The sequence below is a fragment of the Hoylesella enoeca JCM 12259 genome (assembly GCF_000613405.1).
GTDB classification, from domain to species: Bacteria; Bacteroidota; Bacteroidia; order Bacteroidales; family Bacteroidaceae; genus Prevotella; species Prevotella enoeca.
The window spans coordinates 12,391-31,614 of the sequence record NZ_BAIX01000019.1 but is presented as its reverse complement, the minus strand read 5'-3'; the positions used below and the strand labels follow the sequence as shown (position 1 = coordinate 31,614).

17 protein-coding genes and 1 pseudogene are annotated in these 19,224 nt (G+C 48.4%); 7 read left to right on the top strand and 11 right to left on the bottom strand.

Annotated elements, in window-relative coordinates:
• Position 1: 1 nt before the first annotated feature.
• The 6 genes from JCM12259_RS17295 to JCM12259_RS15830 are packed head-to-tail and all read left to right on the top strand — an operon-like array spanning position 2 to position 5,648.
• On the top strand, positions 2-430 hold the full coding sequence (locus JCM12259_RS17295) for a hypothetical protein (RefSeq protein ID WP_051559237.1): 429 nt from the start codon (positions 2-4) through the stop codon (positions 428-430).
• An 18-nt stretch (positions 431-448) separates the two neighbouring features.
• Positions 449-1,675, top strand: coding sequence for a RagB/SusD family nutrient uptake outer membrane protein (locus JCM12259_RS14410; RefSeq protein ID WP_234396577.1), 1,227 nt, complete (start codon positions 449-451; stop codon positions 1,673-1,675).
• Entirely contained in the window at positions 1,672-1,860 is a 189-nt protein-coding gene (locus tag JCM12259_RS17290; RefSeq protein ID WP_234396576.1) for a hypothetical protein, read from the top strand. The genes JCM12259_RS14410 and JCM12259_RS17290 overlap by 4 nt, the downstream gene beginning before the upstream one ends.
• Before the next feature lie 22 nt (positions 1,861-1,882).
• Positions 1,883-2,719 (top strand): DUF4843 domain-containing protein, encoded by an 837-nt coding sequence (locus JCM12259_RS07260; RefSeq protein ID WP_025065956.1) that lies wholly within the window; start codon positions 1,883-1,885, stop codon positions 2,717-2,719.
• A gap of 29 nt (positions 2,720-2,748) precedes the next feature.
• On the top strand, positions 2,749-4,254 hold the full coding sequence (locus JCM12259_RS07255; RefSeq protein ID WP_081784171.1) for a PKD-like family lipoprotein: 1,506 nt from the start codon (positions 2,749-2,751) through the stop codon (positions 4,252-4,254).
• A gap of 50 nt (positions 4,255-4,304) precedes the next feature.
• Positions 4,305-5,648, top strand: a complete 1,344-nt coding sequence (locus JCM12259_RS15830) for a TlpA family protein disulfide reductase (RefSeq protein ID WP_081784170.1) — start codon at positions 4,305-4,307, stop codon at positions 5,646-5,648.
• Between the two features lie 309 nt (positions 5,649-5,957).
• Here the strand turns inward: JCM12259_RS15830 and JCM12259_RS07245 are convergent, their stop codons facing one another.
• From JCM12259_RS07245 to JCM12259_RS07235, 3 genes and pseudogenes are all read right to left on the bottom strand, one after another.
• Entirely contained in the window at positions 5,958-6,737 is a 780-nt protein-coding gene (locus tag JCM12259_RS07245) for an SDR family NAD(P)-dependent oxidoreductase (RefSeq protein ID WP_025065953.1), read from the bottom strand.
• Positions 6,738-6,848: 111 nt separating this feature from the next.
• Positions 6,849-7,957, bottom strand: a pseudogene (locus JCM12259_RS14400) (UDP-N-acetyl glucosamine 2-epimerase).
• A gap of 10 nt (positions 7,958-7,967) precedes the next feature.
• Positions 7,968-8,888: a M48 family metallopeptidase gene (locus JCM12259_RS07235; protein ID WP_025065952.1), complete on the bottom strand. Its 921-nt coding sequence runs from the start codon at positions 8,886-8,888 to the stop codon at positions 7,968-7,970.
• A 101-nt stretch (positions 8,889-8,989) separates the two neighbouring features.
• On the opposite strand from JCM12259_RS07235, the gene JCM12259_RS07230 reads away from it, so the two are divergent.
• A complete protein-coding gene (locus JCM12259_RS07230) occupies positions 8,990-10,342 on the top strand; it encodes an MATE family efflux transporter (protein WP_025065951.1) in 1,353 nt (450 codons plus the stop codon).
• Between the two features lie 2 nt (positions 10,343-10,344).
• On the opposite strand, the gene JCM12259_RS07225 is transcribed toward JCM12259_RS07230, so the two are convergent.
• The 8 genes from JCM12259_RS07225 to JCM12259_RS07190 form a co-directional block, all read right to left on the bottom strand.
• Positions 10,345-11,871, bottom strand: coding sequence for a PAS domain-containing protein (locus JCM12259_RS07225; protein WP_025065950.1), 1,527 nt, complete (start codon positions 11,869-11,871; stop codon positions 10,345-10,347).
• A 251-nt stretch (positions 11,872-12,122) separates the two neighbouring features.
• A complete protein-coding gene (locus JCM12259_RS07220; protein WP_025065949.1) occupies positions 12,123-13,322 on the bottom strand; it encodes a transporter in 1,200 nt (399 codons plus the stop codon).
• Positions 13,319-13,963, bottom strand: coding sequence for an ATP-binding cassette domain-containing protein (locus tag JCM12259_RS07215; protein WP_025065948.1), 645 nt, complete (start codon positions 13,961-13,963; stop codon positions 13,319-13,321). Before JCM12259_RS07215 ends, JCM12259_RS07220 begins: the two co-directional genes overlap by 4 nt.
• 19 nt (positions 13,964-13,982) lie before the next feature.
• Positions 13,983-15,341 carry a DUF4836 family protein gene (locus tag JCM12259_RS07210; protein WP_036888713.1) on the bottom strand — a complete coding sequence of 453 codons (1,359 nt, stop codon included), beginning with the start codon at positions 15,339-15,341 and terminating at the stop codon, positions 13,983-13,985.
• Between the two features lie 12 nt (positions 15,342-15,353).
• Complete coding sequence (locus tag JCM12259_RS07205; protein WP_025065946.1) at positions 15,354-16,076, bottom strand: 16S rRNA (uracil(1498)-N(3))-methyltransferase; 723 nt, start codon at positions 16,074-16,076, stop codon at positions 15,354-15,356.
• A 5-nt stretch (positions 16,077-16,081) separates the two neighbouring features.
• Positions 16,082-16,633, bottom strand: coding sequence for a bifunctional nuclease domain-containing protein (locus JCM12259_RS07200; RefSeq protein WP_025065945.1), 552 nt, complete (start codon positions 16,631-16,633; stop codon positions 16,082-16,084).
• Complete coding sequence (locus JCM12259_RS07195) at positions 16,630-17,904, bottom strand: nucleoside permease (protein ID WP_025065944.1); 1,275 nt, start codon at positions 17,902-17,904, stop codon at positions 16,630-16,632. The genes JCM12259_RS07200 and JCM12259_RS07195 overlap by 4 nt, the downstream gene beginning before the upstream one ends.
• Before the next feature lie 176 nt (positions 17,905-18,080).
• A complete protein-coding gene (locus tag JCM12259_RS07190) occupies positions 18,081-18,998 on the bottom strand; it encodes a DUF6261 family protein (RefSeq protein ID WP_036888712.1) in 918 nt (305 codons plus the stop codon).
• Positions 18,999-19,224 lie beyond the last annotated feature (226 nt).

Genomic DNA, 19,224 nt, shown 5'->3' with positions numbered 1-19,224 from the left:
CATGATTCGTTGGAAAGACTTCACGGCCAACATTGCCTTCGGCTATCGCTTCGGTGGTCAAATCTATAATTCGACCTTGGCTAACCGCATAGAGAATGCCGACAAACACTATAATGTGGACAGAAGAGTGTTTTATGATCGTTGGCAAAAGAAAGACGACCACACCTTCTTTAAAGGCTTGAATAACGAGACCAAAACCTATGCAACAACAAGATTCGTACAGGATGAGCGGACACTCACCTGCCAGAATATCCATTTGAGCTATATGTTTAGCAACAATCCTTGGTTGAAGCACAACCTGGGTGTACAGATTCTGACATTGAGCGGAGACCTGAGCGATCTGTTCTATCTATCGAGCGTGAAACAGGAGCGTGGCCTTTCTTATCCTTACTCCCGTCGTTTCTCGTTTACGCTATCCCTTAGTTTCTAAAACATAAATCCCAAAGCAATGAAATACTGCAAACATATAATCGCAGCGCTACTCATATTGCATGTGACAACGGCCTGCAATGACTACCTTGATGTGCTTCCTTCTACTGAGCAGGAAAAAGATAAGATGTTCTCTACCGTAGACGGTTGTCGGAGTGTGCTGATCGGAAGTTATATCCGAATGAAACAAACCAACTTGTATGGCCAAGAGATGGTGTGCGGCACGGTGGAGCATCTGGCACAACATTGGACCTATACGTCGGGCAGCATCGGCGAGTACTTAAAAAAATACGACTATAAGGCCAGTGTCGTGGAAAATGCCATGGAGCAGATCTACAACAATCTTTATAAAACGGTGGCTGATGTAAACGGCTTGTTGAGCGGTATAGAAAGCCATAGAAACGTGCTCGATGATACCAACTATAATCTGATAAGAGGAGAAGCATTGGGCTTACGTGCATTCTGCCATTTCGATGTGCTACGTCTCTTTGGTCCTATGCCCGGCAACGTGCCTGCCTCTAAGGTTCTTCCTTATGTCACTGTGGTGGCTAACCGGCCCAACGCATTCGTCACCTACTCTGAATATACGACACAACTGCTGAAAGATCTGGATGAAGCGGAATCTCTTCTGAAAACAGACCCCATCCGGACGAAGTCTATCGAAGCCCTCAATAAGACATTAGCCTCAGAAGATAACTTCTTCGGTTTCCGACAAATACGTATGAACTATTACGCGGTGTGTGCTTTGAAGGCACGTGTTTATCTGTGGATAGGCAACAAAGCGAAAGCACTGGAATATGCCAAACTGGTGATAGACGCAGCCACCCCGGAGGGGAGCAAGACTTTCCGCTTGGGTACCAGGAACGACTGTGCCCGAGGTGACAAGACCCTATCAGCAGAGCATATTATGGATTTGAAAGTCAACAACCTGACTGCTACCATCGGTTCGGGAAGAAGTTATCAGAAACCGAAGACCGAACTCACAGCACGTCTTTACGATGCCGGTACGTCTGACATTCGCTTCGTAAACATGTGGGAAGAAGTCAATATCAGTTACTACAACAAGCCGTTTTATTTCCAGAAATACGTTCAGAGCGACAAGATGCCTACTCTCGCTAAGAATGTCATCCCGCTGATAAGGCTTTCCGAAATGTATTTGATCGCCATCGAATGCAGTTCGCTGACAGACGCCAATTCATATTATACCACTTTCTGTACGGCCCGCGACATCACGCCTGCACCATGACCGACGAAGCACAGCGCACCAAGATACTCGTGCAGGAGTATAATAAAGAATTTTATGGAGAAGGACAGGCGTTCTATGCCTATAAGCGATTGGCTGTAAACGACATTTATTGGGCTAGCGTTCCCGGTTCGGTGGAGACGTATGTCATTCCGTTGCCGAAAAACGAAGCTGCGTATGTGAACTAAGCAAACTAATAGAAACAAAACTATGAAGAAAATATTATATACAGCCTTACTGTTCATCCTGCTCATACAGGGCTGTAAGGAAGATGAGAAACTACTTTATAACGACAAAGCACGAGCAGAGTTGGTCAGTCGCGATAAAAATCCGCCTGCCGACTATTCCTATTCTTTTGTCTGGGGCAGCGCATCGAGAGATCGCGACACCGTGTATATACCCGTCCGTGTCATCGGCGGCTCATCAAATGTCGATCGTCATGTGACATTCGAGCAAGTGAGCGAATACAACATCACCTATACTTACGACAATACCGGCAGGGTAAAAGATTCTACCGTGACAGAACGCACCGACAAGGCCATAGCCGGTAAGCATTATGTGGCGCTCTCGGATGAAGCGATACAGCCTCTGTTTACGATCCGGGCAGGACGCATCAGCGATAACGTCGGTATCGTGGTATTACGCGACGCATCCTTAAAGACCGGAAGTGTCAGGCTGCGCTTGCGTCTGAAAGCCAATGGAGACTTCGGCCTCGGCGAAAGACGCCTGCTGGGACAGACGATTATCATTTCTGACAAATTAGAAATGCCATCCAACTGGAACTACACCACAAAGGCCTATCTCGGTAAATACAGCAAACCTAAACACCAACTGATGTTACAGGTTGTGGGTAATAAAGTGGACAACGCATGGATTGAAGAGGCAAACAAAAGCAAATCGTTTGCCGTTTACTGGCGTAGCAAGTTCATCGAGGCTTTGGATGCGTTCAATAGCGATCCTGCCAACATTGCTTCGGGATTAGCGCCGATGCGCGAAGATCCTTCCGATCCCAACAGTGCATTAGTAACATTCCCCTCGAATGTATAACCGGCTTATATTAACAAACACAGAAACAGATGAGAAAACTATATATATTTTCAGCCTTAATGGCGGTTCTCTTGCTGAGCAGTTGTTTCTCTGACAAAGGGAACTATGACTATAAGGATCCGATCAATATCCGTATCGAAGGCGTACAAGCCAACTATACGGTAAGCCCGACGGGGGATAGATTGCAGATCAGTCCAAAGGTGTATCCCGAAGACCGGCAATACGACTTCTTTTGGCTCGTGGTACCTTCTTCGGCATCGTGGAACGAGCAGGTCGACACCATTTCGCATCAACGTGATTTGAACTACAAGGTCAATCTGAGCGTAGGCAACTACAAGTTACGACTCTGTGCCACAGACCGTTCGACAGGCGTATTCGCCTACGAGGAATACGATCTGTATGTAACCACCGACATGGGCATAGGCTGGTGGGTGCTGAAAAGCGAGAACGACAGTGCGGATATCGACTTCTTCTCAGACACGAAGACCAAACCGAACATTGTGCAAGCCGCCAACGGGCATCACTTGCAGGGAACGGGTCAAAACCTCTACTTCACATTCAACTATTGGGATTTCGACGAATCTGCTCAGCGTGACAAACGCGTCAATGCCGTGTTTGTGGCCAGCAGCAAAGACTTGGCCGCACTCGACTATTTCACCGGTAAGATCATCCGAGACTACGATCATCTCTTCATTGAAGCACCCTCGCGCCGTGAAGTACGCGATATGTTTGCCGGTCCGTCGGATGTGCATGTCTACGTGGGAGATAACATCTATACGCTGTTCAACTCACGCTATGATGTCTACAAGCAGTTTGTCATCAAAACACTGGGTGACTACGACATCTCTCCGATTCGTCATTCAGGCAGATCATTGCCCTTGCTTTTCAACAAGAAGAACAGCTCGTTTTGTAGCGTCAGCCGCACCTCGGCCTCCGTTAATTACTTCGTTGACGGAACAGGTCCCCTATCTCCTAAGAACATGAATATAGACCTGCTCTTTATGGGCGGATCCACCACCTCTGCTTACAACCAGGGGGATGTGGCCATGGCCATCGTGAAACAGAAAGATACAGGTAAATATTCTCTACTGACACTCAACGGACAACCGAGCACGATGGACCTGAATCCCATTAAGACTGTTGAGAGTCTGGATGGCTCACTGAACATGTTACAAGCCGACTATCGGACATTGAACCAAAATAACAGAATCATTTACTTCGCAAAAGACAATAAACTCTATTCCTGCAATCTCGACAACAAGGTTGAGACTGCACAGGATATCAGTTGGGGGGCCAACGAGACTATCACCTATATGGAATTCTTGAAATACTCACCCTACGGCTTCGACAGCACATGGTTTGACTATCTCGCGGTGGCGACTACCACAAACGGCAACTATAAACTCTACCTTTACCCTGTGAATGCAGGCAAGGTGCAGGCTGCCGTTAAAGTGCTGGAAGGAAAAGGACGGGTGAAACGTGCCTGCTTTATGAGCCAGACCAAAACCGGCATCTATACCTCGACACTATTCTAAAAGACGAGGAGGAAAATCATAAAAGGACACACGTAAAATCGAAAGACTATATGAGAAAAACGATAACAGTAATCATGAGCTTGTTCCTCTGCCTGACAGCATCTGCCGAGGTGGTGATCAGAGGTGTCATCGCGCCCGAAACGGGCAATAAGATCCATCTTTACACCATTGATCAGGGAATCGACAGCCTATACACCACGGTGCAAGCCTCTGTCGGCGGAAAGTTCACCTTGCGTGCGAGATTGCCCTACAACGGTTATTACCTGCTCTCTACCGGCGGAAACGTGAAACACGGTATTTATCTGAAAGATGGCCAACAACTCACTGTGCGATACAGCAACGAGCGATTGGATCTGACAGCCGGTGTCGATGGTGCCGAAAAACATTTCGCATGGTGGGCATCCAAGAGTGCCACAGCAGCTTTCCACGCCTATCTTTACAACCTCATTCCCGGTGGGAAGAGCGTCAAGCCCTATCAGTTCGCGCAGGAGATGAATCTTCTAAAACAGTCGGCCACAGCTCTGAAACGGCAACTCGTGGGTAAGGGAGCTGTTGCCGAACTACTGCGATTGAAAATCGATGCCGACCAGGCATTCTTCAAGTTAGCCTATTGGAAGAATCACGTAGCCGACATAGCCGAAGACTTTATCACTGACACGGATCTGCAAACCTACGAACAACTCTTTGCCCATGCCGATCTGTTGCGCCTGCCTCATGCGTCTGAAATGTTGGTGCTCTATGTAGACTATCGGGCAGAAAAACAAGGCATCCGCCGCGAAGATTATGCCAAGCGGATGGCTTTTCTCTCGACACAGCCATTGCGTGAGGCCTATCTGTATCAAGTGGCCTGCGAGCTATCCTATTACGAAAAATATGAGACTTTGCGCCATGCCATGGGCAATGTATCATTGTCTGCCGGTTTGCAACAAGCCTTAAAACCCATTGAAGCACGACTGGCATGGTCGAAGCTCGGCCAACCGGCTATCGACTTCAAGGGAGTTCGCCCCGATGGTTCCACGCTGTCTCTAAGCGATCTGCGCGGAAAGGTGGTTGTGGTAGATGTGTGGGCAACTTGGTGTGCACCCTGCATCCGAATGATCCCCTACTTCAAAAAATTGGAGAAAGAACTGGAGTCGCCCGATCTCACCTTTCTTAGCGTCTGTGTGGGTGTGTGGGTGGAAAACGAGCGATGGGAAAAACTCATCAAGGAGCACCAGCTCTCCGGTAATCTCATCTTTATAGACAGTTGGACCAAGGGATTTGCTGTCGACTACCATGTCACCGGCGTTCCTCGTTTTATGATCATCGACCGAGAAGGGCGCATGGTGTCTTTCGCCGCACCGGCTCCCACACACCCCGAACTGAAAGAGATGATTCTCAAAACCTTGCAATAGTGCACCTTGAGAGTGTCAGTGAACACCAATGCCGGGATCTCCAATCTCACAGCTACCAAGAACCAAATGGTGCTGCAAATTTAATAGAAAAAGTGACGATTAAGCAACAGATAAGTTTGATTTCGAGACAAGAAGATCTCTATTTGTGAGTTTTAGATGGCTCTTACTATCAATTAAGAACCCTTATACAAGACAATGAGACCTATGGGACTTGTGCGGCAGCAGTCCCATAGGTCTCATTGTCTTGTCAGTGTGTCGATACCCGGATCATCCCCGATTCTTTTCCCGACATATCAAACACGCAGTCGACTACGAGAGAGATTCCTCTCGGTCGGGATCTTTGCTGCAAACGGTTCCATTGGCCTGGTGTGTGGCGAGGATCAAGACTTCGGCTATCTGCACATGCTCGGGCGCACTCGCTGCAAAGAAAGCCGTGTCGGCGATGTCGGCGCCCGTCAGCGGATGAATACCGCGGTAGACATTGTCGGCCTGCGCTTTGTTGCCATGGAAGCGAGTAACACTGAAATTGGTCTCCACAAGGCCGGGCTTCAGATTGGTTACCCTGATACGCGTGTCCACCAAATCGATCCGTAGCCCGTCGGTAATGGCTTTCACAGCCGCCTTCGTGGCGCAATAAACGTTGCCACCGGCATAAGCCGCATCGCCGGCAACACTGCCGATGTTGATGATATGACCTCGATTGCGCTCCACCATGTGCGGAACAATAAGCCGAGTCATTGTGAGCAATCCTTTGATATTGGTGTCAATCATCGTCTCCCAATCATCGAAGCGCCCCTCATATTCTTTTTCCAAGCCCAAAGCCAGGCCGGCATTGTTGATGAGCACATCCACATCGCGCCACCGATCGGGCAAGACGTCAACGGCTTCGATGGCAGCCTGCCGGTCGCGCACGTCGAATACGAGGGGCAACACATCGGCGCCCCATTCAGATAAGGATGCTTTCAAGGCGTCCAATTTGGGTTGATTGCGTCCCGTCACAATCAGATCATAATCTCCTTGGGCAAACTTTCGGGCGCAAGCCTCACCTATTCCGCTTGTCGCACCAGTGATTAAAGCAATCTTTTTCATAGAAAACAGGTTTTGAAATAGAGTTTCTCTCCCGCCTCTTCCAAAGCAGACGAGATGAGAGAGGAAGCTCTGTTGTGGTTTAAATCATCATTCAAGAAAACGGGAAGAGAACTAATGGCCGCTCTCTTCCTTTGAAGAAGCCATGCTGATCAGGCTTTGCACAATTCGTTCCGCACTCCTTCCGTCCCACCGTTCGGGGATGCTGCATTTCTTCCACCGTCCTTTCACCATATCGGTCATGACTTCGAAGAGCAGTGCAGGGTCTTCGCCCACCAGCACGTTAGATCCCACTTTCACCGTCTCGATATGCTCGGTATAACTGTTGAGCGTGATACAAGGCACACCATTGAATGTCGCTTCTTCGGCCACATTACCCGAATCAGTGATGATGCCGTGCGCATGGGCGGTGAGATAACCAAACTCCAAATAACTCAACGGATCGATGATGTGGAAAGAGTTGGTATCGCCGGGCAAGCACTCTCGCACAGCTTGGGCAGCTTTCACACGCAACGGGGCAATAACAGGCAATCCTTCGGCAGCCATCACTATACCGGCAAGCATACGCCGAAGATTTTCCCGGTTGGCTATCAGCGCCTTGCGGTTAAGGGTGAATACGAGATAATCGTTTGTCCCAAGCTGGTCGAGCACTGCCGGACGTCGCAAACGATTGCGGTTGAATCGTAGAGTGTCCATCAGGATATTACCCACCATGTAGATCTTAGATAGTTCGGCTCCCTCGCGCGATGCAATGCTACTGCTTCCCAAACCTGCAGTGAAGAGCAGATCGCTCAATCCGTCGATGACGAGCCTATTAATCTCCTTGGGCATCCGAATATTGAATGATCGCGTGCCGGCACAAGGTGTGCCAATGTCAGTCCCTGCTTCTTGGTTACGATGGCCGCAGCAAGTGTAGAAGCGAGATCATCCACGACCAGCACCACGTCTGTTTTGTGTGTCTGCAAATAATGTTCGAAAGCCGACATCACCTGCCCGGTCAGCTCGTTCAGGTTCTCGCAGTCCACCCCCAGATATACAGTAGGGTGCTCAATCTGCAAGTCTTCGAAGATTGATGACTCCAAAGACGGATCATCTTCACGTCCGGCATAGACCAGCGTGAAATCTATATGCTGTCCCTCTGACTTCACTTTTTCTATCGCTCTCACAATGGGGGCCACCTTGATAAAATTGGGACGCGCCCCCGCTACAATACATATTTCCATCATGTCATGTTTATCGGTTTCGGGAAGACGATTTATAAAGGTCGGATGCCGACACGGAACCGCCCGGCTTCACCGTCTTCTGTTTCTTCTTTGTACCATGCGGCCCGTTGGAAAATGCATTACCACCTTGATAATAGCGCATAGCTTCGGGCATCTCACGTTGTATGGCAGCAATACGCTTGGCGTCTGATGGGTGATCGCTGAACACATCCGACGAGTTGCCACTCCCACTCTGGGCTGCCATCCGCTGCCAAAAGCCCACGGCAACACGCGGATCATATCCCGCCATGGCTGCAAAGATCAATCCCATTCGGTCGGCCTCGGTCTCATTGTCACGAGAATATTTCAGGTTCCTAAACGAGAAGAATTGTCCCGCTGCGGCCTGTGCCACCGATGACACATCCGATCCAACTCCCAACGCAGTCAACACCGATCCGCCGATCTGCGTGCCATAAGCTTGTCGGATGCGCTTAGACATCTGTTCGGCAGAATGTTTCGCTACAGCGTGTGCGATCTCATGACCGAGCACGATGGCCAATGAGGCTTCATCGCGTGTGACAGGAAGCAGCCCTTCATACACCACGATCTTGCCGCCGGGCATACAGAACGCGTTGACAGCCTTGTCTTGTACAAGATTAAATTCCCAACTGAAATTCTGCACTTCGGTGCTCATCCCGTTGTTGCGGAGGTAAGTCTCCACTGCGTTTGCCAATCGGCGGCCCACTCGTTGTACCATCGCCGTATGCGCAACGTCGGTCGATCGCTTCGCACTTTGCATATATTTCTTATACTCTTGGTTACTCAAACTCAACACTTGTTCGTCGCTTACAAGCAACGAATGCTTGCGCCCGGTGACAGGCACCGTGGAGATCGTACCACAAGAGACTGTCACTGCAACCAGCAACGACATCATTATCCATTTCGTCTTCATACGCTCTACTCTTGATTTGTTTATGTAACGAGGGCAAAATTAGTATTATTTCCTGACAGGAAGAAAGATTACAGGCAATATTTCGTAACTTTGCACACCTTATGAAACGTTTTCAGGTTCGTCAATACACCACACATTATCGATCGCTTACTGCCCTCGGATTACCCATTATCATCGGACAGACAGGCACAATACTGCTCAGCTGCGCCGACACATTGATGATCGGACATCACAGTACGAATGAATTGGCTGCTGCGGCATTCGTCAACAACATGTTCAATTTGGTGTTGCTCTTCGGTCTCGGGTTCTCTTACGGCCTCACACCTATCGTCGGCAATCTCTTCGGTCGTGATCAATCGACTCTCATCGGAGCATCCGTAAAGAATGCCTTAGCGGCAAACACAGTATTGGCATTGCTGCTCGGCGTCGTCGTTGGAGTGTTTTATGCGAACATTGGAAACCTCGGTCAACCCACGGAATTGCTCCCTTTGATGCGTCCTTATCTGTTAGTGCTGTTCATATCATTGCCCTTCGTGTGCTGGTTTAACGTATTCAAACAGTTTTCCGACGGTATCACAGATACCCGTACACCGATGTGGATCCTGTTAGGAGGCAACATTCTCAATATTATCGGCAATTATCTGCTCATCTATGGCAAGTTAGGGCTGCCCGAACTGGGCCTTCTCGGTGCTGGTATTTCAACTACGCTATCGCGCGTGATCATGACAATCGTTTTCGCAGCCATGTTTTTTCTGAGTAAGCGTTATCATATTTATCGCGTCGGTTTTAAGCAAGGAAGAGTAAATCGAACTTTCTTTACCGAGCAGAATAAACTCGGATGGCCGCTCGCCTTACAAATGGGGATGGAGTCGGCAGCGTTCAGTCTGTCGAGCGTTATGGTGGGGTGGATCGGTGCGACAGCATTAGCGGCCCATCAAATCATGCTGACGATCTCACAATTCTTCTTTTTAGTGTATTATGGAATGGGAGCAGCTGTGGCCGTGCGAATCAGTTATTTCAACGGTCAACGCGATTACACAGCTGCCCGAAACAGTGCCATCGCAGGTTTTCATTTGGTTTTGCTCATTGCCCTTGCCGTTTCATTACCAGTCGGTTTATCACGAAATAGCATCGGCTATTTGTTTTCTGACAGCACCGCCGTGTGTCATCTCGTAGCGATGACCATCATTGTGCTCATCATTTATCAGTTTGGTGACGGATTGCAGTGCATTTATTCCAATGCGCTGCGTGGCCTTTCGGATGTCAAACCACTGATGTATGTGGCCTTCTTTGCTTATTTCGTCGTGTCGCTTCCATTGAGTTATCTCTTCGGAATCACATTAGATATGGGATTAGTGGGCATCTGGCTGGCCTTTCCGTTTGGTCTGACAGTGGCTGGCCTGCTGTATTACATCGCCTTTAAACGACATCTCGGCCGACTCATCAACAAATAACTTTATTGTATCAAATTGCGAATCCCGGTGAGAAGTTGATCAAGCGGTATGCCCGAACGCTCACTCATCATTCGCACATTGGCCTTACGTGCGAGGATTTTACCCAATGGTGAGTTGAGCATTTTAAATTCGGGAGCCAGTTCCGGGAGGCGTTTACCGATTTCAGGATATTGTTTCAACAGATCATGCAATCGTGTTTCAGGCGTTATTTCGGTGATCGGTGCTGTTTCATTTGTATTTTCGTCTATTTCTTCAACAAGCATTTGAGCCTTTTGTTGAGATGTTTCGTCGGACCAAGTGAGCAATGTTTGCGATCCTTCCAAAGCTCGAATGTGGGTGCAATCTTGCATCATTTCAAGCACACCGCGGAACTTTCCCGCTGCATCTCGCACCGCCACATAGACGATATAAATAAACATTCCGGGCTTATTGATCCAGAATTCGGCTTTGTTTTGCTCTCCGCTACGCAATTTGTCGATCACTTCACGCACGATGTGGGCACTCTTCCGCGGATGACAGTTCATCACTTCGCGTCCGATCACGTTTTTGCTGCGCGGAAATATACGGTGATCGGTGTCAGAATAGAAACAAACAAGCTCGTTTTCGTCCACGAATGATATGTCGATCGGCAAATGTTTATAGATGAGATTGATCTGTTCGAGCGTCAATTTCCCTGTTGTCACGTTGAGTTGATCGCCTTCTCCCACACTATAACCATATTTTGTAAGCAATGCCTGCAAGTCTTTGGCAAAACCATCAGTAGCTACTGAGGATTGTCCGGGCATTGTTTTAGGTTCGGCCGACACCGAGAAGAAAGCAAAGCCGATCTCTTGATCGCCCGATTTCATCTCTTCAAACTCGGCATCATCAATCAATGCGAGCGATGTGGGATAAAGAATCACCTCTTCTTTTTCCATCAAATCGCGGCAGTGAGCGATCAAAGTTGATTGCAGCGAGATGAATTTTTCCTCGTCTCCGGCCTCCAAGAGTCGGGCCGACTCGCGTATTTCGTCACGCACGATATCGTCGAATGTCCACATCGTGGTCGTCGGACGCGAAAACCCTTTCCGTTCCAAGACGGGATAAAGTTGGTTTTGTTTGCGCTTGTAATGAATCGGATATTGACTGATTTGCTCATAGAGTTGCAGCCACTGATTCTTGATCATCGGATATTGCACAAGATCTTCGACAGCCAAGAGCAGTTTTCGCATCTCGTCATTCTCTTTCAGATAGTGCGTGATGGGATGATTGGCGGGCAGATCAGGTCTGGAATGATCCAGGAAACCATCCAAAAGGTGGATCAGTGCATGAATATCCTCGCGCACACATTCGTCTTCTGTCTCCTCGGTCATTGTCTGTTCGAGATACGCCACATGGTAAGCGCTCACCTTACCTACGCGTTCTCGGATCTGTTTTCGGGCTTCTTCGAGCGACAAGTCACCAGCTTTATAGGCGTTTTCGATCTCGTAAAGCGCTTCCATCTTAGCCGATTCCATTTTCGGCAGATAGTTTTTCATCTTATTATCCATCTTTTTTCTGCTTTGATTTTTGGGTTACAAAGATAATGAAAAGGATGCAATATGCTATTGATTGATCATTTTTTAAGCTTCAATACTTCAAAAAGATGCTTGCAATAAACGCTTAGACGTGTCGCAATCAGCGCTGAAACGCACTGCAACTAACCGTTAAGCGTCATGCGATTAACCGTTAGTTGCAGGCCTATTCGTCGCTATGTGGAAACCGACCGCCGATTGGTCGACCCTCAAATGAGTGTGATCTTTTAATCTTTACGATGCCAAATCCGCATAATTTTGCGGCGGACAACCCAAAGATTGAGCAAACTCACACCTGCGAAAAGCAACAGTCCGAAGCCAACAGCAGGCACAATCGATCCGTCTTCGATGTCGGGGAAAAGCGTTTCGATGATACCCATGTAATAACTTCTGATGAAATACAACGCAATCCATACGATAACGAGTACCGACGCATTGAGTGTGACGGTCAGAAGTTGATAGGGCAGAGCCACTCGGCTGGGCGAATAACCGAGCAACAACAGATTTTCGAGCTTCGAGGCATTCTTCTGCACCAAGAGATAAATGCTCAGCATCAGAATATAAAAGCTGAGAGCCGAAATGATCAGACCCACAATCACCACCATCGACACCATCATCCGGAGGAAATAGGTGGTCTTCTCGGCATTCAGATTACCGTCTTCGACGTCATAACCTTTGCTGTCCATATATTTCGCAATATTCTCGTCGGCAGGATTTCCGACCTCTATGATCAGTCGATGAGGCGCCGGTTCTGTGTCAGGAGCATACCGTCGGTTGCTCCAATCCATAAAAGATTGAGGCACGAGAATGGAGTTTAGCCTGCCCGAAAAGCCGATGACTTTGCCTTTAAACTGATCTTGATGACCGTTTCCGCTGATAAATATATCGAGATCGATCATCCCGACGAGTCCGTCGCTGATCTTCGGCAACGCGTGACTTTGCGCAAAGCCGAAGTTATACATGGTGATATAGCTCCTCGGAAGAATGATCGGCACGACGTGTTCACCGGGTGTGTAATGCCAATCTTTCAACGGAACATCCACAAAAGCATCGGGAATGCTTTCGAAAAACAGTTCGGAGTTGACCACCCGCGTGCCACTCACCCCCATCGAAGCATCGACTTTGTAGGCAGTGGATGTAAACTGTCCCACTCGATTCACAAACTTGCGCGCGGCAAGTTCGTCTATCTCTGCTCGATTGAATGTGTTATCGCGACCGGAGAGTGTTCCTGCCGTTCCGATTTTCTTGTTGACGATGATGTAGTCTGACTTCATGAAACTGTCTTCGGCCGTAAACACGGGTAGCACATCGCGATAGAACTGGAAGCCCGACAACACAATGAGCACTCCGAAGAGGTTAGCGAAGAAGAAGCCGGCAAACTGCGGCACGCTGATATGTTGCCGCAACAATTTCCAAACGAGACTCATAGACGATAAGTTGTTTCATAAGGCAAGTCCATATGCTTGCCGATGCTGGTTATTATTACGCCGGCGCCTTGTCGTTGGGCTTCGGTCATCATTATTTCTGCCATGATTCGGGCATTGGTGTCGTCTAAATGGCTGATGGGTTCATCAGCCAACAGAAAGTCAAACGGCTGTACCAATGCGCGCATCATCGCCACACGCTGCTGCTGTCCGAATGACATCAGCCCTGCTTTCACATCGAGTTTGTCGGCAATACCTAATTGTTCAAACCACGCAACAATCTCTTGGCGCGATTTGAAACCTGTGAGTCGATTCTTGATTTCAACGTTTTCCATCGCCGTTAGTTCAGGAAATAGACGCAATTCTTGAAACAATGTGCTGATATGCGACTTGCGCATGTCTACCCAATTGCGAACGCTGAAAGTCGAAACATCGTGCTCATCGAAGCAAATTTGACCGCTGTAATCGTGTCGGTAACCGACAATATAACTGCAAAAAGTGCTTTTTCCTTTTCCGCTGTTTGCCTCTATCAAATAGAGATGACCGCGTTTGAAACTCACATCGGCTTTCCAAACTTCTGAATTTAAGTCGCTCCTCTGAGCGAAGACATGTGGAAGAACCGAACGAAAAATGATCGTTTCCATCTATAAAACTATGTGTGGATTATTTAATCCGATATACAATCGAGCTTACTTGACCGAAAAGAGGTTTCAGCATTTCGGTAAAAACGGCCGTCTGTTCATTCTCGACAGCGGCCAATTGAATGACCATCGCCAGTTTGCTACCGATAATCTTCTGTTGCAACAACGCCGGAATACTTTGTTGAGCAGGTTGAATGGAAGCCAAAGCCTGCTCTTTGCTATTGCCGCTCATGAATTGTTTATCTGGCGACACGGCGAAATAAAATGCTGTTTTACCGCTGGTGTAGCAATAAGCATCCTTTCCCCACGAAACGATTCGACTGCCGTTCGGACACGATCGCATCCAATAAGATACGTCGGAGAGCCACGAAGCGTTAGAGAGTTCGGCTGCCAACGATAAGTTCAGATCGTTGCTCGTATATTGAGGTATGACAATCGACATGTCGCCATCAATGCTTCGGATGATATTATCCATATCGATCGCTGCATTGATTCCGGTGAGCAACGCCTGCAAACCTTTATTATTGTGCAACAAATCAATAAATTTCTTCCCGTCGACATTGATAAACAAACCCATCAAAGCATTCACCGACATCGACTTCACATAGCGTCCCCGGATCGGACGATAGTCTTTAAGGGCATTCTTCAAAGCCTTGTCTACATCCCGATTGAATGAAAATGTTTCGCCTTCTATGTCCAGACAACCTTTATCTATATTGATGGCAGCAGCTATCAAGACCTCCGAAGCATCGGCATCTTTGGGTGCTCCGATCGTAAACGGAGCCACGATCTTCTCGGGCAAAGCTTGTGCCTGAATCACCATAGCCATCGGACTTGCGATAGAATCCAGTTTATCAAACATGGGCGTACCCTTTATGCCACCGCTTTCGGTTTGCTTCAAATATTTGGCCATCGTGTTTTGCAATTCCGACTGAGCCGAAGCCGTTACCGGTCCCATCACAAGCAGGGCCTTATCCGAAAATCCAACGACCCACGATTCTTTCAATACCGTAAAGCGAAAACCACGACGTTCTTTCACGGGTTGGCATATCTTCTGCTTGGCAAGCCTCTCAAACAGATCTGCAAGTTTGTTATCACGGCTCACCTTAGCACACAATCCTAAGTTGCCTTCGGGTGATTCAAAAAGAAAGAGTTTGCTCGTCAAATCTATACCACAGTCGGTCGGATCATTGATTCGCAATAAACTTTTTAGCAATGTGGGGTTGGCTTTCACGCCGGCTTTCAGCGGATCCACCGAAATCAATGCTGTGCTTCCTTCGGGAATGGCATTGATATAGTCTGAATCAGAACACGAAGTCAAGCACAACAACACTCCCAGCAACAACAAGGGAACAAATAATATGATACGCTTTATTCTCATAACAAAATCCTTTTATTTACGGAGCACCAACTGAGCCATGCTAACAGCCATCAGCCCTGCCGTTTCTGTGCGCAGTCTACTCTTCCCGAGAGTGACAGATTGATAACCTTTCTCTTCGGCCATCTTTACTTCTTCCAAAGAGAAATCTCCCTCCGGACCAATCAAGATGGTAACGGGTGCATCATCGGTAAGCTCCTGCAATTCGGTAAACAAATCTTTTCTAAGCAATTCGGGATAACAATGGGCGATGAATTTATGCCCAACACGTGGCTGAGCGATGAACTCTTTGAACGAAATCATCGGCGTAAGCCTCGGTTTCCAAGGCTTTCGACTCTGTTTGACTGCTGCAACGATAATTTTATTCAAACGCACAACACGTATAGCTTTACGCTCCGAAAACTTGCAATTCAGAAACGAGAGTTCGTCAAAACCAATCTCCGTTGCTTTTTCTGCCATCCATTCGATGCGGTCGATCATCTTGGTCGGCGCAATAGCCAAATGAATACGGCCGCGCCATGACTTCTCTTGCGGCAGCGTTTCTTTGATTTCATACATGCAATGTTTGGTTGCAGCAATGGTCACTTCTGCACGATAAAAAGTTCCCTCACCATCCATCAGAAACAACTCATCGCCGCTTTGCAGACGCAACACACGCAAAGCATGCAACGCTTCTTCCATCGGCAACTCCGTTTGATGGGCTGCATCGGGCACGTAAAAGTATCGACTCTCTTTCATTAATCTTATGTTCCTTGCTTTCTACGCCTCAAAATCTCATCGCGCAGGCTCGAAGCCAACTCATAGTCTTCATCTTTGATCGCCTTGTCGAGCGCCTCTTGCAGCATCGCATCGTCAACCGTGTTGACCGGCAAAGACACATCCGGCGTGTTGCTATTATACGGCATGCTCTGACTTCGCATCAATTTGTCTTCTGCATAAAGAGGAATCTTAGCCAGATAAGCCAACAAAACGGCGTCGCTGGCACGCATGGCAACAGGCTGCAAAGTCTCCGAATTATAGAGAATGGCGTGATATTGCCCGTCTATAATATGATCGATAACGATTTCAAAACGCAAATCCGTCTGCGAACTAATGACATTCCAAAGGGCTTCCGGCAGCAATTTGCTGACAATGGGAGCACGATTGATCCGCAGTTCAAACTGATCAAGAAGAGACTTGTCACAAGGAATCGTCAACTGATTTTGCCGCAATTCATCCACCAAAATCAGCAATCCGATATCCGTCGTACCCACAATCTCGGAAGCATTCTTGAATAAAAGTCTAACTCTACTCATGATACGGCCACTTTTCCTTTACGCGGACGGAATATCAAAGCAAACGAAACACCCACAACCAACGCATAACCCGCAAAGATAAACCAGCAAGATTGCCAGTCGGTTTGCCCGTTCACCGTGTGCGCATTGACAATAGCCTGCGCACCCAAAGTGCCCACCGTTGCACCGATTCCATTCGTCATCAGCATAAACAATCCCTGAGCGCTCGATCGCAAATGCTCGTCCGTCGCATTGTCTACGAAAAGCGAACCCGAAATATTAAAGAAATCAAATGCCACACCATACACCAGCATCGAGAGCACAAACATCCAAACGCCACTGCCCGGGTTGCCCGTGCCGAACAAGCCAAACCGAAGCACCCATGCAAACATCGCAATCAGCATCACGTTTTTAATGCCGTAACGTTTCATAAAAAACGGAATCAAAAGAATACAACACGTCTCACTGATCTGCGAAAGCGAAATCAAAATATTCGCATGGTTCACACCAAATGTCCCCGCATACTCGGGAATACTCTTGAAACTGGTGATAAAAGGATTGGCAAACCCATTGGTGATCTGCAAACTCACACCAAGCAACATCGAGAAAATAAAGAATATCGCCATCTTCTTCTGCTTAAACAGCGCAAAAGCCCGCAACCCAAAAGCATCGACAAGACTCTTCTTCTCGCCGCTGCGATTCACCGGACAAGACGGAAGCGTAAAGCTATATAAGAAAAGGATGAGACTCATCACACCCGACGTGACAAACTGATTATGCGTAGACTGAAAACCCATTAAGTCCACCAGCCACATCGTACAAATAAAACCAATCGTTCCAAACACCCTGATCGGCGGAAAATCTTTCACCGTGTCCATTCCCGCCTGCGTCAGACCCGTATAAGCCACCGAATTAGTCAGCGCCAGCGTCGGCATATAAAATGCTACACTCAACGAATAAATCGGAAAAATCATCGAGCCTTCAAAACCATCACTCGCTAAAACACCGTTAACCCCAGTCGCTCTAACGCTAAAATAGGCCGTCAAAAACATCAAAACGCCAGCCAAAAGATGGCATATCCCCAACAGCCTTTGTGCAGGAATCCAGCGATCGGCAATAATCCCCATCAGCGCCGGCATAAAAATAGACACAACTCCTTGAATAGCATAAAACCAACCGATCTCAGACCCCATGCCGATCTGCACAAGATAGGTTCCCATTGAAGTGAGATAAGCTCCCCAAACAGCAAATTCCAGGAAGTTCATCAAAGCCAAACGAATCTTCAAATTCATATCTTTTCCCTAAATAATTCCGTGCAAAGATAGTGCAAATCACGCTTAACACAAAATAAACTCACCTTTTTTAATACCTTCCCCGCACCTATCCGTCCCCCGACAAAGTAAAAGGGTGAAAAGCATGTCTCAACATCCTTTCACCCTTCCCGATCTAATTCACTCTTTTCCCCTTTTCATTCTTTCACTTCTTTCAGTTCATCCTTCTCGCGCACAACCCACATCGTGCGTTTCGGGTCAGTGCTGTAAGCCAATTCATAGGCCTTGCTCTTACCGGTCCCTTTGGTCTTGCCGGTGAACTGTAAAACGTTGGGGGCGATGCCGTTGGCTTCCTCAAACTTGCGGATCAACGGGGCGAGTTCCTTGCGGAGCGCCTCGAGCTGGCGCTCGGCACGGGCTTTGTTGGTGGCCGCGCGGTTGGCCAGTAGCGTGTGACGATTGTCGATCACGGCATTGTATTCGCTGATGAGGGCCGTAATTTTCGCGCTGGGTTCGAGGTCGTCGAGCGAATCGATGCGGCGGAGCACGGCGTTGAGCGCCTGGTCGGTGGCGGCGCGCAGGGCTTTGATGTCGAACGTGCCGGTGGGGATCGTCTTTTTGAAGCGCGCTTGGAAGCATTTGTCAAAGGCGGCGTTGGCGGCTGTGAGGCGAGCCACGGCGCCTTGCAGATTCGTGCGGCCGACGCTTAATTTGGCTTCGGGCGTGTTCAGATCGGTGAGCAGGTTTTGGATCATGGCCGTTTCCTTGGCATAGTTTTGCGCGGCCGTGTCGGGGTAGCGATCGAGGATGTCGCGCAGCATTTGTGCCGGACCCGCAATGTTTTTGTTGGTGTCGAGCAGGCAGGCGTCGAGCAGCAGCGTGAGCACGCGATAGGCCTTGTCGCGGGCGCTGTCGAGTTCGCTCAACTCGCGCGTACCCTCCATTTTCTGCGGCAGATTGAGCGCCTCGTCCTCCTTGGCGATGGCCGCTTCGAGGGGTGCGAGCAGCGGATTGAGCTTCTCGATGTTAGCCGATTTACACATGGCCAGCACGTGGCCGGCGAACTGGAAGTGCTCCATGTTTTGGAGCCGATCTTTTTGCAAAGTCTTCATCATTCGATTTTTTGTTATTAGGTTATAAAAATGAGCGTCGGGGTGCCCCGACGGGGCAATTTTCTAATTTTTTGCTCGTCGGGGATCCCCGAAACGCTGTTTTTTCGATTTTTTGCTCGTCGGGGTGCCCCGACGCGTCATATTTTCAATTTTTCGGGTTTCGGGCCTCCCCGACAGCCCATTTTCTCTCCGGACGGCTCATCGGGGAGTCCCGACGAGCTGTTTTTCT